We start from the raw sequence: 13,254 nt of genomic DNA on the forward strand, positions 1-13,254 counted from the left end.
AGGTATTGGCTGGGCTTAGCCAAACCGCGCGCCGTTTTATTTTTCCGCCGCCGGGGGCCCCAGGGCCTGCCCCAGCCGCCGCCAGCAGCGCCACAAAACGCCCAAATCCTGTCCTGGGGCGTAGTTTTTGGCGTACAGCAACTCTAGTTGGCGCTTAGCCCCCACCCCGAGCGGCCCACCGGCGGCGTCGGCGGGCGAGAGCACGGCGGGGCGCGCTTGGGCCGGGCCGGGCGTGTGGCGCAGGCCCACCCAGGTGGCGCGGCCCCGCAGCACGGCCACCGCATTATGCATAAAGCCTTGCCGATCAGCCTGAAACCACACGAGCAGGGGCCCCAGCAGCAGCAGGGCGGCGGCGCTCAGCGCGTCGAGCAGGCGCTTGGCACGGGCGGGGCCCGGCTGGTGCAGGTTCAGGGCGCTGTGCAGGGCGTAGTAGTTGCCGGGCGCGTCTTTGCGGCTGCTGCCGATAATGTAGGCGCTGGCTTCGGGCAGGATTTTGTAAGCCACCGGCGGCGTGGCGGGCAGCGCCAACATTAGGCCGATAATCTGGCTGGCGGGCAGGTCGCGGCCGCAAAAAATCAGCTCGTCGAGCGCGTACAGGCGCACCAAAGCGGGCAATTGGCGCAGCTCGCCCAGGGCCTCGGCCGGCGCGGGTGGGGCCCCGGGCAGCGGCGCAGCGGCGGCCAGCCCGCCGCCCGCCGGGGGCCCCACCGCCACGTAGCCAACGACGCGGGCCGGCACGGCGGCGGCTTCGAGCAGCTGGCGCACGCGCTGGCTTTCGGCCGCCGAGCCCACAATGGCAATGTTTTTGGGGCGGGGCTCGCCCAGGCGCAAGTTGTGGTACTTTGCGAAGTGCGTGGCCACCTGCCGCGCCACCAGCGCCACCAGCGCCCAGGCCCCGCCCAACACAATGAGGGCCTTGGAAAACCGCCAGGCATCGAGAAAATTCGACGCCGCCGAAATCAGCACCGTGCCCACCAGGATGCCCCGCGCCAGGGGCCCTAGCTTGAGGGGGCGGCTGTAGCCGCCGCTCAGGTAGGCCGAGGCCAGCCACACGGCTACGTAGCCCGGCACCGCCACCCGCATAAACTGCGGCGGATAGGGCCCCGGCGGCACTTTCTGGTGGGCCTCCCAGTACGTTTTCAGCAAGAAGATGCCGCCGTACACCAAGCCGGCGTCGAGCAGTACCGGCGCGGCACGGCGCACGAATCGCTCCGCAATGGCCGCGCCCGCCCGCAGCCAGATGGCGGTGTTGATGAGCAGCGACACCACCCCAGCGGGGCCCGGGGCGAAGTGCTTGCGGGCAAAAATCACCATCGCCCGGTAAAACACCAGCACGTAGTTCACGCTCGTACGCCGGGTACTTTCGCCCTTGTAGTGAATGATACGGGCCCCGGGGAAATAGTAATTTTTCCAGCCGCCCAGCGTGAGCCGGTACGAAAGGTCAATGTCCTCGCCGTACATGAAGTAGTCTTCGTCGAGCAGGCCCACCTGGGCCAGGGCCGTGCGGCGCAGCAGCATAAACGCCCCGCTGAGTACGTCGACTTCGTGGGTTTGGTTCTTGTCCAGATACCCCAAATGGTAGCGGCCGAAGATGCGCGAATTGGGCAGCAGGCGGCTCAGGCCCAGCATTTTGCAGAGAGCCACGGCGGGCGTGGGCAGGCCACGCTTGCTCTCGGGTAGGTAGTGGCCCTGGCCGTCGAGCATGTGCACGCCCAGGCCCCCACCGGCGGGGTGCGCGTCCAGAAAGTCGCAGCAGGCCCGGAAGGTATCTTCCTCCACCACGGTATCGGGGTTGAGCAGCAGCTGGTACTGGCCGGTGGCGCGGCGCAGGGCCTGGTTGTTGGCTTTGGCAAAGCCCGGGTTGTGCTTGTTTTCAATGAGGACGACCTCCGGAAACCGGGCCCGCACCATCGCCACCGAGTGGTCGGCCGAGTTGTTGTCCACCACAAATACCTCCACCGGGGCCCCCAGCTTTTCGGCCGCCCGCCGCACCGACAGCAGCGCCTGCTCGAGAAAGTAGCTGACGTTGTAGCTGACGACGACGACGGAGAGTTTGACCACGGCAGGCGAAATTAGGGCGCGCCGGCCGCCGGCCGCACCGGCCCTGGCGCGGCCCCAACAAAAAGCCCCGCCGCCAAACCGGCCGCGGGGCTTTTTCCGAAAGTTTTCAGTCGGCCCGGGGCCCTAGCTCACCTGCCGCTGGCGGTCGACGATGCTGCGGCCGAGGGTGATTTCGTCGGCGTATTCCAGCTCGCCGCCCATTGGAATGCCGCGGGCGATGGTGCTAATGTGCACGCTGGGCAGGTCGCGCAGGCGGCGCGAGAGGTAAAACGCGGTGGTGTCGCCCTCCATGGTGGGGCTGATGGCGAGGATGACTTCGCGCACGTCCGAGCCTTCGGCCGCCGCCCGCTCCACCAGCGAGTCGATGTGCAGGTCGGTGGGCCCCACGCCCTCGATGGGCGAGATGACGCCGCCCAGCACGTGGTACACGCCGCGGTACTGGCCCGTGTTTTCGATGGCTATGACGTCGCGCACGTCGGCCACCACGCACACTTGGGCGTGGTCGCGCAGCGGGTTGGCGCAAATGCTGCACTCCTCGGCGTCGGAAATGCTGTGGCAGGTGCGGCAGTAAGTAATTTCAAAGCGCATTTTAGCCAGCGCCTCGGCCAGCGAGGCCGTGGTGTCGGTGCCAGCCTTTAGCAAGTGCAGGGCCAGGCGCAGGGCCGTTTTCTTGCCAATACCGGGCAGGCGGGCTAGCTCGCCCACGGCGTTTTCAATCAGCTTGGAAGGGAAATCCATTTAGTAGGTAGCTGTTAGCTTATAGCTGTTGGCTGTTAGCTTTTTAGCCGGGCTTATTCATTCGATTCGAACGAAAAGCCAACCGCTAATGGCTACAAGCTAACAGCTCAATCAGGAGATATCCGCCGAGATGCCCCGGTCGTGGATGGCCGTGCACAGGGGCTCCAGCTCCTCGTACGAGCCGTTTTTAACGCTGCACTTGCCTTTGTAGTGGATGAGCAGCGTGCACTGCTCGGCCTGCTCGGGCTGGTGCTGGCACACGTCAATCAGGGTTTTTGTGACGTGGGCGAAGGTGTTCACCTCGTCGTTGTACACCACAAGGCTGCGCGGCTCGACGGTTTCTTCAAGCAGCAATACGTCCTCATCGAACTCAATTTGGGGGCGGGTCGTCATGGGGCAAATTTACGGCGGCGGCACCGGGTTGGCGGCATGTGTAAACGCCCAGGCCCCACAAATCGTTTCGGGAAATGAGCCCCCGGGACGCGGGGCCGGCGTAATTTTCGGCGGCCAAGGGCCCTGCCCCGCCGGCGGCCCGCCAACTGGGGCGCAATGGGGCCCTGGGGCCCCGCCGGCACCTTGTTCACCGCTTCCTTTTTTTTGCCCATGCCCGTTCCCGCGCCCGAATTCAAAAAAGCCATCAAGCGCCTCGGCGAAGCCGAAAAGGAAGCCCTGCTGCTGCGCGCCGTGCGCCGCGACGCCGAGCTGTACGAAACCTTCCGCTTCGAGCTGCTGGCCGACGTGTCGCTGGCCCAGATCCAGGAGGAAACGGCCGACCGCATCCACGAATTGTTCAACCTGGCCGTGAGCGGGCGCCTGCTCAACCGCAGCCTCGTGAAGGCCCTGCGCGCCAGCGTGCAGGAAGCCGCCCGGGCCCGGCGCATCACCAAAAGCAAGCAGCTCGAAATTGACCTGCTGGCCTACACCCTGCGCCTGTGCCTCGACCATTACTCGGGCCAGTTCGATAGCGTGTACGACGGCTTTTATAAGGCTGTGGCGCGGCTGGCAGCCCGCCTGCCAGCCCTAATTCTGAAGCACCTGCACGAAGATTTATGGGTCGAATACAAGCCCGATTTAGATGATGTTCTGAAGGACTTGCACCGCCGCAAGAAAAGCGCGAACCTGACCTTCGAGCTGCCCCGGGAATTGGTTGTTCCGCAGTAGCTTGCGCCACATTCATCTTCCTTTCACCCTATTTATATGCTAAAACGCTACCCTTCTTTTTGCGCGGGCTTAAGCTTGCTCGCGCTGGCTACCGGCTGTGCCGGCTCGTACACCTCCATCCGGCCCGACCGCATCGCCACTTACCAAGCCTCGGCCGCTAATGCGCCCGTCGAGTTTGGCTACCAGTACGACGTGCTGCGGCTGCACGGCAACAAAAAGTATGTTAAAAAAGAAGCCAAGCGCGGCTACCACGTAACTGCGGTGCGCGTAACCAACAATTCGGGCCGGGAGTTGAACTTCTCGCGCGACCTGAACCTGCTGTACGGCGACCGGCCCGTTATGCCCGTGGGCGGTACCGCGGCGGCCCAAGACATGAAGCAGGGCGTGGCCGTCTACCTGCTGTACCTGCTGCTCAACTTCAACGTGGGCGGCACGGTGGACGCCCGCACGGGGGCCACCAGCGGGGGCACTTTCATTCCCACGGGGCCCTTCATTGCCGGCGGCAACATGCTGGGAGCCAGCCAGGCCAACAAAAACATGCGCCAGGAATTTGAGGAGTTCGACCTTACCAACCGTATCATCAAGCCCGGCGAAACCGTGTACGGCATCATGAGCCTGCGCGAAACCTCGGTGGCCCCCATGCGACTCGAGCTGCGCCCCGGCACCGAATCGACCTACGTGCCGGCCGCCGCGCCGGTGGTGCTGCCGGCCCCTCCACCCGCGGCCTCGCCCCGGCGCGACGACTAGCGTGCGCACCGCTACGCTAGCCAGCATTTACCAAAAAAGAGGGGCCCCACCAATTGCTTGGTGGGGCCCCTTTTAACTAAACACGAGCAATAATTATTGCTTGGCAACCACGTTGAAATCCAGCGTAAAGTCATCGTTGATGGCTTTGTCGCCGATGCTGTCAAAGAACGACTTCGAGCCGTACTTCAGGCCAAACTTGGTGCGGTCGATGGTCATTTTGCCGCTGGCGGCAGCCACCCCGTTCTTCACGCCCACTTTGGCGGGGAACGTGAGGCGGTTGGTTACGCCCTTGATCATCATGTCGCCCACGATGGTGGCGTTATCGGCGGTGGCAGCAGCCCCTTTGATGGGGGTGATGCTCACGATTTTAAACGTAGAAACGGGGTTTTTAGCGGCGTCGAAGAAATCCTCGCTGCTCATGTGGCCCACAAACTTGGTCTGTGTGTCAGCGTCTTTAATATCGGTGGCCTTGATGGTCTTCATATCCACGGTGGTGGTGCCGCCCACTACCATGTTGTTTTTCACCAGCAAATCGCCGCCGGTAAACTGGATGGTGCCGTTGTGACCGTGGGTCACGGCTTTGCCTTCCCAGCCCAGGGTGCTCAGCTGGGGCTGGAGCTTGTAGGCGGTTTGGGCTTGCGCAGCGGGAGCGGCTACGAGGCCAGCAAAGGCCAGCAGGGCGGGAAACAGAATTTTTTTCATGGTTGAAAAAAGGTAAAAGAAAAAGGGGAAAAAGGCAAAAGAGGGCCCCGGGATGGGGCATTGAAAAGCAAATTTGTTAATCCGACGCCCGCATTTTATCGAGCAAATCGTTGAGCTGCTGCAACTCGGCTTCGGAGAAGCGGCCCATGCCCAGGCGCATGGGCTCCAGCACGTCTTCGGTTTCGAGGCGCGTGAGCAGCGCCAGGCCCGCATCGGTGATGCGGATGTCGACGGCGCGGCGGTTGGCGGGGCACACGGTGCGCGTCACCAGTTGCTTCTCCTCGAGCCGGTCCACGATGCGCGAGGCGTTGCTGGTTTTGTCCAGCATCCGGTCGATGAGCAGGGCCACGGTGGCCGGCCGCGGGTGTTGGCCGCGCAAAATGCGCAGCAAGTTGAACTGCGGCAGCGTGAGGCCGAAGGGCTTGAAAGCCCCCGCCTGCCGCACCGCTAGCCAACCGGCGGTGTAGGTGAGGTTGATGATGGCCTTTTCGTAGGCGTTGCGGAACACAGGTTGCTTGATTTCGTCTTCGATGCGCATAGATTATCTGCGATTGACAGTGCAAATATAATGTACGTACATTTAATGTTGCAACATTGTTCCGCGTAATTTTCCTTTATTTTCTTCGAGCCGCCCACGGCTGGGTCCCCAAAAACCCGTAATGGAGCGTAATTATACCTAAATCGCTAGTTTTATATGAAACATTTTCTTTTGATGATGAGCGCAGCCGGCGCCTTGGCCGGGGCCCCGCACCGGGCCGCGGCCCAGCAAGGCGGCTACCCGGTGGCCACCACGGCTCAAACGCAATTCGTGTACCAAAACGGCGCGGTGCTGCGCCGCGAGGGCGCCACCACCACGCCCCTCACCCAAAACGTGCGCCTGGCCAACGGCACCAAAATCAACTACAAGAGCGGCATTGTGGAATTTCCGGGCGGCAAGCTCACCACGCTCGCCGAGGGCGACTTTGTGCGGCCCGACGGCGGCCTCGTGTTTGCCACGCCGGCCAGCGCCGCCGCGGCCGCTGGCAGCGGCCCGGCCCCCGCCGGCGCGCCGGCGTTCAGCACCTACACGCTGCCCACCCGCGTGGTGCCCAGCAACGCCACGGCCGAAACCGCGGCCCTCCAGCTGCGCGTGCAGCTGCTGGAGCGCAAAGTGGCGCTGCTCGACCGCAAGGTGGCGCTGCTGGCCCAGGGCCAGGCCGCCTCGCCCGACACCCGCCAAATCGACCTCGACCTGACCGCCCTCGACGCGCAGCTGCAAACCGGCAAGTAATTTTTGGGATTTCCCAAGTGGCGCGTGGCCTGGCCCGGGGGCCCTAAAGCAGGGCTGGCGCCGCTTGGCGGGGGGCGTCAGGCCAGCACCAGGGCCCCAGCAGCTTCGTGCACCAGCCCAAACGGCTCGTCTTTGATAATGAGGATCCCGTCGAGGTCGTGCACGTCGGCCAGGGCGCTGATTTGCAGGGCGGCGGCGATGCCCAAGCTGGTTTCGACCATGCAGCCCAGCATGGGGCGCAGGCCGTGGGCGCGGGTGCGGCGCAGCAGCTCAATGCCGCGCCGGAAGCCACCGGCTTTCATCAGCTTCACGTTCACGCCGTGGAACTGCCGGGCAATTTCTTCAAAATCAGCCGTATCCGTCACCGACTCGTCGGCCAGCAGCGGCACGCCGGCCCGGGGGCGCAGGTAGCGGTAGTCGGCGGCGCAGGCGGCGGGCAGGGGCTGCTCCAGCAGGGCCATTTGCAGGCCGGGCACGGCGCGGGTGTGCTCAATAAACTGCAACAGGCCGTCGGCGTCGGCCCAGGCCTCGTTGCCGTCCACAAGCAGCGGGTGGCCGGGCAGCACCCGGGCCACCTCGCGCAGTAGGTCGAGCCCCCCGGCGGCGTCTACCTTCACCTTTAGCAACTCAAATCGCGCCGCCCGCTGCGCGGCTAGGAATGCGGCCACCTCGCCGGGCGGCATAATGGGCAGCGTGAAGGCCGTGGGCGTGGCGGCGGCCGGCGGCGGCACGCCCAGCCACTGCCACACCGGCTGCCCGGCACGGGCGGCCAGCCACTGCACCAGGGCCGCCTCCAGGGCAAAGCTCAGGGCGTGGGCCACGGGGTGGGCTCCCAGCAGGGCGTCGAGGTCGTCCAGCGTTTCAACTTGCTCCAGTCCGGCCGCGTGCAGGGCCCCAAACTGCTCGGCCAGCAACGCCGGCGACTCGGCGTAGCGCACGTTGGGCGCGGCCTCGCCCCGGGCGGTGTGGCCGTGGCCGGCCACCTGCACAATCAGGTTGGTTTTGGACGAGGAGGCGTTGCGGGAAATTTTCCAGACAAAGCGCAGCGGCAGGTCGAGGGCGGTGAGGGTCCAGGTGGGCATGGGCGGGGCAAGGGGCACGGGCGGCCCGAAGATGCGGCAAAAATGGCACTGGGCGCGCCGCCGGGGCCCCGGCGGCGCGCGCCGGACCGGCACACCGGGCGGGGGCCCCCGCCCTTACCTTTGCCTGGCCCGCGTTTTCTTCACCCGGGCCACATTTACTTTCGTCGTTGCCCATGAAGCTTTCACGCGTTACCGTGCTTGCCCTGGCCTTGCTGCTACTGGCCGTTTTGCTCACCGTATTAAGCGCCACCGGGCAGCTGGCCCTGCCGGCCGCCGTGCCCGTGGCCGCCCGCTGGGCCGCGCTGGGGGCCCTGGCGCTGGCCGTGGCCCCGCGCCGCTCGCTCACGCTCTGGATTGTGCTGAGCATGCTGGTGGGCATCGAAATCGGGCACGACGCCCCGGCGGTAGCCCTGCCCCTGAAGGTGCTCAGCGACGCCTTTTTGCGGCTCGTGAAGACCATCATCGCCCCGCTGGTATTTGCCACGCTGGTGGTGGGCATTGCCGGCCACGCCAACCTCAAGCAGGTGGGCCGCATGGGCCTCAAGGCCCTGATTTACTTTGAAGTAGTAACCACCTTTGCGCTGTTCATCGGGCTGGCGGCTATCAACTTCACCAAGGCCGGGGTGGGCATTAAGAATACCATCGTTGCCGAGAAAGCCGACGCCATTGCCGCCGCCGCGCCCCAAACTGCGGCCGACATCATCCTGCACATCTTCCCCGAAAACATTGCCAAATCGGTGGCTGAGGGGCAGGTGCTGCAAGTGGTGGTATTCGCCATCCTCTTCGCCATCGGCCTGGCCCTCACGCCCGAAAAGCCCCGCCGCCTGATGCTCGACATGTGCGAAAGCCTGTCGGAAGTAATGTTCAAGTTCACCAACGTAGTGATGTTTTTTGCGCCCCTGGGCGTGGGCGGCGCCATGGCCTACACGGTGGCCAAAATGGGCTTCGGGCCCCTACTGAATGCGTTTCAGCTGCTGCTTACGCTCTACGGGGCCCTCATCGGCTTCGTGCTGCTCATCCTGCTGCCGGTAGCGCTGATTATGCGCATCCCGCTGCGGCGCTTCGTGGCGGCAGTGGCCGAGCCGGTGAGCATCGCCTTTGCCACCACCAGCAGCGAGGCCGCCCTGCCCCGCGCCATGGAGGCCATGGAGAGCATCGGGGTGCCGCGCCGCATCGTGGCCTTCGTGATGCCCACGGGCTACTCCTTCAACCTCGACGGCACCACGCTCTACCTCTCGCTGGCGGCCGTGTTTGTGGCCCAGGCGGCGGGCGTCAACCTCTCCTTTGGCGACCAGATGCTGCTGGTTTTCACGCTCATGCTCACCAGCAAGGGCGTGGCCGGGGTGCCCCGCGCCTCGCTCGTGATTTTGCTGGCCACGCTGCCCTCGTTCAATTTGCCGGCATGGCCGGTGTTCATCATCCTGGGCATCGACGCGCTGATGGACATGGCCCGCACCGCCGTGAACGTGCTCGGCAACTGCTTGGCCTCGGCCGTGGTGGCCCGCTGGGAAGGCGAGTTCATCGACGATTACCAGGGCCCCGACCCGGCCGCCCTGCCCGAGCCGGCGGTGGCCGCCGGGCACTAATCCCTGCGGATTTAATCTTTCCGTTACCGCCGGCATTTCCCGGCAAACTGCTACCTTGGGCATCGCCGCGCCATAAAAGGTCTTTTTGCGCTTTTCAGGCACTTTTATCCGGCAATTATCTATTAAGTCCCGAGTTTACAGCGCGCATTCCATGAAAATATATTTGCATTATACTTATATAATCTTAGCAATTGCCGGGCTGGCGGTTAGCGGCTGCAAGTCGGCCAAAGTGCCGCTAGCGGCCACGCCTTCCGCCCCCTTGCGCGAGCGCCTGCCCCCGCTCGAAACCGCCGCTGACCCGGGGCCCCTGGCCCTGAGCGACGGCATCCTGCCCGACGACCCCATGCGCCTGCTCACCAACGAGCTGCAGCGCAACCTGGCCGAGCCCACCGACTCGGCCACCTACGGCTACGTGCGCTTCGTGGTGACCCAGGCCGCCGAGCGCCGCCTCAACCGCGGCCTCCAGGCCCTGCAAATGACGCTGCTGCTCACCCCCACCTTCCTGGGTGTGCCCTTGGAGACGTACCAGACCGATTTGACGGCCGAATTGCAGATTTCGGATGCCCAGGGCCGCCTGCTGGGCACCTACGCCGGCAAGGGCCGGGGCCGGGCCCGGGTGGCCATGTACCACGGCTACGCCCAGAAAAACGCCCCCCGCCTGGCCGACGTGCTGGCCCTGCGCGACGCGCTGGCCCACATCCGCCCACAGCTCGACACGGCCGCCGCCCGGCTCCGGCCCCTGCTACTGGCCCACCCCGTGGACAACCCCACGCTGCCCACCACGGCGGCGCGCGGCCGCCGCTAGGGGCCCCGGCGTATCTTTGGGACATGGCTGGGATGTTCCGATTGATTGCTTTGCTGGGAGTTGCCGGCGCGCTGGCTGGCTGCTGCGCCAACAACGTGTGCGACTGCGACGACGCACGGGCCGACGCGTTCTATTTCAAGTTTGACACCGGCCCGAACGGCTTTGTACCGGCCACCGAACTTGACACGGTGGTACTTAAGCGCTACACCTTGCAGCTGGACGATAAGGGCCGGCCGGCGCTCATCAAAACCAACAAGAAGACGTACACGGCCTACGCCGACTCTCTGGACAACGCGGGCGTGTTCGACCAGGCGAACGTGGTGCGCTACATCCCGCCGGCGTCGGCAACGCCCCTGCGCCCCCGGGTGGCCACCGACACGGTGATTGTCAACAACAACGCCCCGTTTACGCAGGCCGGGCCGCGCAAGCTCAACACCTACTTGTACCGCGTTGAGGTACGCCGGGCCCCGGGGCAGCTGCTGCGCAACAACCCGCGCCGCTACGAGCTAAGCAAGATTTCGCTAACGGGCGAGTTTTACGGCACGGGCTGCTGCACTTGCTACCGCAACCTTTCGAAAACGGGCGTGCTGATTAACCTCGGCGTTCCCAACAGCGATACACCCGTCGTCGCCACCGAAACCGGCCAGGTGATGCCGGTGCTCATCCAAAAGTAAGCGCCGGGGCCCTGGGGGCCCTGTTGCCGTCTTTTTCCGTTTCTTCACTGCCATGCCCGTCTCTGCTGTTGATGCCGCCGCGGCGGCCCCCTTCGTAACCGGTGCCGCGCCGGAAGGCCCCGCGCCGGGAGCCCCGGCGTTTCCGTTTGCTACGGCCCTCAGCCTGGAGCCGCTGCTGGCCTACTGGCGCGCCCGCGAAAACGACCCCAACCCCGGCCTGGCGCTGCTGGCCCGCGCCATTACCCGGCAGGCGGCGCGCACGCCCGCGCTCCGGGGCCCCCTGCCCGACCCGGCCGTGCTCGACGAGGCGCGCGACCTGCTCGAGACCATGATGCTGGCCGTATTTCCGACGGCCGCCGCGGGCGCCAACATCAGCGGGGCCGTGTCGCCGCTGGGGCGCACGAGCTTTTACTACACGCCGCGCTTCGCGGAAGTGCTGCTCAACAAGGAGCGCGTCATCAAGCAGCCCCTGAACCTGAACCTGGCGCAGATGGAGGTGTACATGGTGCGCATGGCCTACCAGCTCGTGCTGCACCGCGTGTACGGAGTGGAGCTGCCGGCGGCGGGGGCCATCATTTTCACGGTGCCCGACTACAAAATCGGCCTCTACCGCCACTACGGCGTCAGTGTCGACTCGTCGTTTATGCAGGTGCGGGTGGTGGGCGAGGCCCCCGTGCTTACGCCGGCGCAGTGCGAGCAACTGGGCCACCAGCGCCACAACCTGGCCGTGTGGCGCGAGCTGCTGCCGCCCGAGCACTTCGCGCTCGAAGGCTTCAACGTGCTGCAACTGGTGGACGTAACGGACCAGGAGGTGCTCTCCGAGTTGAAGTACGACCTGCTGGAGCGCGACGTGCTGCAAGCCTCCGACCGCCTCGAGCAGATTCAGGAGAAGCTGCGGGTGCTGTTTGCGCGGCCCGCTCTACAGCTCGGCATTGCGGCCTACGACGAAAAAAAGAAAGATTTTGTGGACTTCGGCCGCAAAATCAACCACAGCTTCCTCACCAAGCAGGTGCAGCACAACCGGGCCGACAGCGGCTTCCGGCAGATATACGAGCGGCTGCTGCGCGAGCGCCGCCCACTGGTGCTCTCCGACGTGGCGCGGGCCGACATTCCAGACGATTTGCGGGCCCAGATTCTGGAGCTGGGCATCCAATCGGCCATCCTGGCGCTGCTGCCCTACGGCGGCGACACGGTGGGCTTGTTGGAGATTGGCTCGCCCACGGCGGGCGACCTGGATGAGTTTGACTTAGAGAAAGTTGCGCAGTTTGTGCCGCTGTTTGCCGTGGCCGTGAAGCGCAACGCCGAGGACCTGCAAACCCGCATCCAGGCCGTGATGCAGGAGCGCTTCACCCCCATCCACCCCACCATGGAGTGGCGCTTCACCGACGCCGCTCGCCGCCTGCTGGCCCGCCACGACGAGGGCGAACGCGCGGCCGAGATGGAGCCCATCGTGTTTGCCGACGTGTACCCGCTGCACGGCTCCTGCGACATTCGCGGCAGCAGCACGGCCCGCAACGCGGCCATCGAGGGCGACCTCATCGAGCACCTCACCCTGGCCAACCGGGTGTTGAAAAAAGCCTCCGACCACCGGCAGCTGCCCATCCTCGACGAGCTGAAGTTCTATGTTAACAAGAACTTGCGCCGCCTGCGCCAGGGCATCATCAGCGGCGACGAGCTGAGCATCTACGAGTCGCTGCGCCAGGAAGTGGAGCCGCTGTTTGAGTACCTAGCCCAGCACACGCCCGAGCTGCGGCCAGTCATCACGGCCTACTGGGCGAATATTGACCCGCGCCTGGGCATTCTCTACAAGCGCCGGCAGGCGTTTGAGCAGAGCGTGACGGCCATCAACGACGCGGTGAGCACCTACCTTGACGACGAGGAAGCCAAGGCCCAGGCCATGTTCCCGCACTACTTCCAGCGCTTCCGCACCGACGGCGTGGAGTACAACATTTACGTGGGCGAGGCCCTGGTGCAGGACAAGCCGTTCGACTTGGTATTTCTCAAAAACCTGCGGCTGTGGCAGTTGCTGACAATGGTGGAAATCACGCGGCTCACCCACGCGCTGGCTGCCACGCTGCCCGTGCCGCTCGAAACCACCCAGCTCATCTACATCCACGGCCAGCCGCTGAGCATCCGCTTCCGGCAGGACGAGCGCCAGTTCGACGTGGACGGGGCCTATAATATTCGCTACGAAATCATTAAGAAACGCATCGACAAGGCCACCGTACTTGGCACCAGCGAACGCCTCACCCAGCCCGGCCGCCTGGCCCTGGTGTACGCCCAAACCCGCGAGGCCACCGAGTACCGCGAGTACATCGACTACCTCCAGGACCGCGGCCTGCTGGAGCCCGGCGTGGAAGAACTGGAACTAGAAGAACTGCAAGGCGTGAAGGGCCTACTGGCCTTGCGCGTAACAGTGAAGCTGTAG

Annotated in this window: 13 protein-coding genes; 7 read left to right on the top strand and 6 right to left on the bottom strand. The window is 64.9% G+C overall.

Translation table 11 applies throughout. The features are described from left to right. Positions 1 to 36 precede the first annotated feature (36 nt). From EAH73_RS02350 to EAH73_RS02360, 3 genes are all read right to left on the bottom strand, one after another. The gene (locus EAH73_RS02350) at positions 37 to 2,061 is read right to left on the bottom strand and encodes a glycosyltransferase family 2 protein (protein ID WP_205012952.1); all 2,025 of its coding nucleotides are present in this window, start codon (positions 2,059 to 2,061) and stop codon (positions 37 to 39) included. A 123-nt stretch (positions 2,062 to 2,184) separates the two neighbouring features. Then, entirely contained in the window at positions 2,185 to 2,799 is a 615-nt protein-coding gene (gene recR / locus EAH73_RS02355) for a recombination mediator RecR (protein ID WP_140464825.1), read from the bottom strand. Positions 2,800 to 2,910: 111 nt separating this feature from the next. Next, the gene (locus EAH73_RS02360) at positions 2,911 to 3,192 is read right to left on the bottom strand and encodes an ATP-dependent Clp protease adaptor ClpS (protein ID WP_140464827.1); all 282 of its coding nucleotides are present in this window, start codon (positions 3,190 to 3,192) and stop codon (positions 2,911 to 2,913) included. Between the two features lie 210 nt (positions 3,193 to 3,402). On the opposite strand from EAH73_RS02360, the gene EAH73_RS02365 reads away from it, so the two are divergent. Together EAH73_RS02365 and EAH73_RS02370 are read left to right on the top strand one after the other, a co-directional pair. Further along, on the top strand, positions 3,403 to 3,960 hold the full coding sequence (locus EAH73_RS02365; protein WP_140464829.1) for a hypothetical protein: 558 nt from the start codon (positions 3,403 to 3,405) through the stop codon (positions 3,958 to 3,960). Positions 3,961 to 3,996: 36 nt separating this feature from the next. Beyond that, positions 3,997 to 4,707: a hypothetical protein gene (locus EAH73_RS02370; RefSeq protein WP_140464831.1), complete on the top strand. Its 711-nt coding sequence runs from the start codon at positions 3,997 to 3,999 to the stop codon at positions 4,705 to 4,707. 93 nt (positions 4,708 to 4,800) lie between these two features. Here the strand turns inward: EAH73_RS02370 and EAH73_RS02375 are convergent, their stop codons facing one another. Together EAH73_RS02375 and EAH73_RS02380 are read right to left on the bottom strand one after the other, a co-directional pair. Continuing rightward, entirely contained in the window at positions 4,801 to 5,409 is a 609-nt protein-coding gene (locus EAH73_RS02375; protein WP_140464833.1) for a YceI family protein, read from the bottom strand. Between the two features lie 76 nt (positions 5,410 to 5,485). Continuing rightward, entirely contained in the window at positions 5,486 to 5,947 is a 462-nt protein-coding gene (locus EAH73_RS02380; protein ID WP_140464835.1) for a MarR family winged helix-turn-helix transcriptional regulator, read from the bottom strand. 156 nt (positions 5,948 to 6,103) lie between these two features. Between EAH73_RS02380 and EAH73_RS02385 the strand changes: the two genes are divergently transcribed. After that, complete coding sequence (locus EAH73_RS02385; RefSeq protein WP_140464837.1) at positions 6,104 to 6,679, top strand: DUF6799 domain-containing protein; 576 nt, start codon at positions 6,104 to 6,106, stop codon at positions 6,677 to 6,679. A gap of 77 nt (positions 6,680 to 6,756) precedes the next feature. On the opposite strand, the gene EAH73_RS02390 is transcribed toward EAH73_RS02385, so the two are convergent. Next, positions 6,757 to 7,761 (bottom strand): enolase C-terminal domain-like protein, encoded by a 1,005-nt coding sequence (locus EAH73_RS02390; protein WP_140464839.1) that lies wholly within the window; start codon positions 7,759 to 7,761, stop codon positions 6,757 to 6,759. 173 nt (positions 7,762 to 7,934) lie between these two features. On the opposite strand from EAH73_RS02390, the gene EAH73_RS02395 reads away from it, so the two are divergent. The 4 genes from EAH73_RS02395 to EAH73_RS02410 all read left to right on the top strand — a co-directional run bounded on the left by EAH73_RS02395 (position 7,935) and on the right by EAH73_RS02410 (position 13,254). Beyond that, positions 7,935 to 9,347: a dicarboxylate/amino acid:cation symporter gene (locus EAH73_RS02395; RefSeq protein ID WP_140464841.1), complete on the top strand. Its 1,413-nt coding sequence runs from the start codon at positions 7,935 to 7,937 to the stop codon at positions 9,345 to 9,347. A gap of 259 nt (positions 9,348 to 9,606) precedes the next feature. Continuing rightward, entirely contained in the window at positions 9,607 to 10,152 is a 546-nt protein-coding gene (locus tag EAH73_RS02400) for a hypothetical protein (protein WP_140464843.1), read from the top strand. A gap of 50 nt (positions 10,153 to 10,202) precedes the next feature. Further along, positions 10,203 to 10,826: a hypothetical protein gene (locus EAH73_RS02405; RefSeq protein WP_161599423.1), complete on the top strand. Its 624-nt coding sequence runs from the start codon at positions 10,203 to 10,205 to the stop codon at positions 10,824 to 10,826. Between the two features lie 52 nt (positions 10,827 to 10,878). Continuing rightward, on the top strand, positions 10,879 to 13,254 hold the full coding sequence (locus tag EAH73_RS02410) for a GAF domain-containing protein (protein ID WP_140464847.1): 2,376 nt from the start codon (positions 10,879 to 10,881) through the stop codon (positions 13,252 to 13,254).

Source organism: Hymenobacter nivis (assembly GCF_006439025.1).
Classification (GTDB): Bacteria; Bacteroidota; Bacteroidia; order Cytophagales; family Hymenobacteraceae; genus Hymenobacter; species Hymenobacter nivis_A.

Bases quoted from the DNA above. Each gene is read 5' to 3' on its own strand.
- recR (WP_140464825.1), bottom strand. From the start codon at position 2,799: ATGGATTTCCCTTCCAAGCTGATTGAAAACGCCGTGGGCGAGCTAGCC.
- EAH73_RS02360 (WP_140464827.1), bottom strand. From the start codon at position 3,192: ATGACGACCCGCCCCCAAATTGAGTTCGATGAGGACGTATTGCTGCTT.
- EAH73_RS02365 (WP_140464829.1), top strand. From the start codon at position 3,403: ATGCCCGTTCCCGCGCCCGAATTCAAAAAAGCCATCAAGCGCCTCGGC.
- EAH73_RS02370 (WP_140464831.1), top strand. From the start codon at position 3,997: ATGCTAAAACGCTACCCTTCTTTTTGCGCGGGCTTAAGCTTGCTCGCG.
- EAH73_RS02375 (WP_140464833.1), bottom strand. From the start codon at position 5,409: ATGAAAAAAATTCTGTTTCCCGCCCTGCTGGCCTTTGCTGGCCTCGTA.
- EAH73_RS02380 (WP_140464835.1), bottom strand. From the start codon at position 5,947: ATGCGCATCGAAGACGAAATCAAGCAACCTGTGTTCCGCAACGCCTAC.
- EAH73_RS02385 (WP_140464837.1), top strand. From the start codon at position 6,104: ATGAAACATTTTCTTTTGATGATGAGCGCAGCCGGCGCCTTGGCCGGG.
- EAH73_RS02390 (WP_140464839.1), bottom strand. From the start codon at position 7,761: ATGCCCACCTGGACCCTCACCGCCCTCGACCTGCCGCTGCGCTTTGTC.
- EAH73_RS02395 (WP_140464841.1), top strand. From the start codon at position 7,935: ATGAAGCTTTCACGCGTTACCGTGCTTGCCCTGGCCTTGCTGCTACTG.
- EAH73_RS02410 (WP_140464847.1), top strand. From the start codon at position 10,879: ATGCCCGTCTCTGCTGTTGATGCCGCCGCGGCGGCCCCCTTCGTAACC.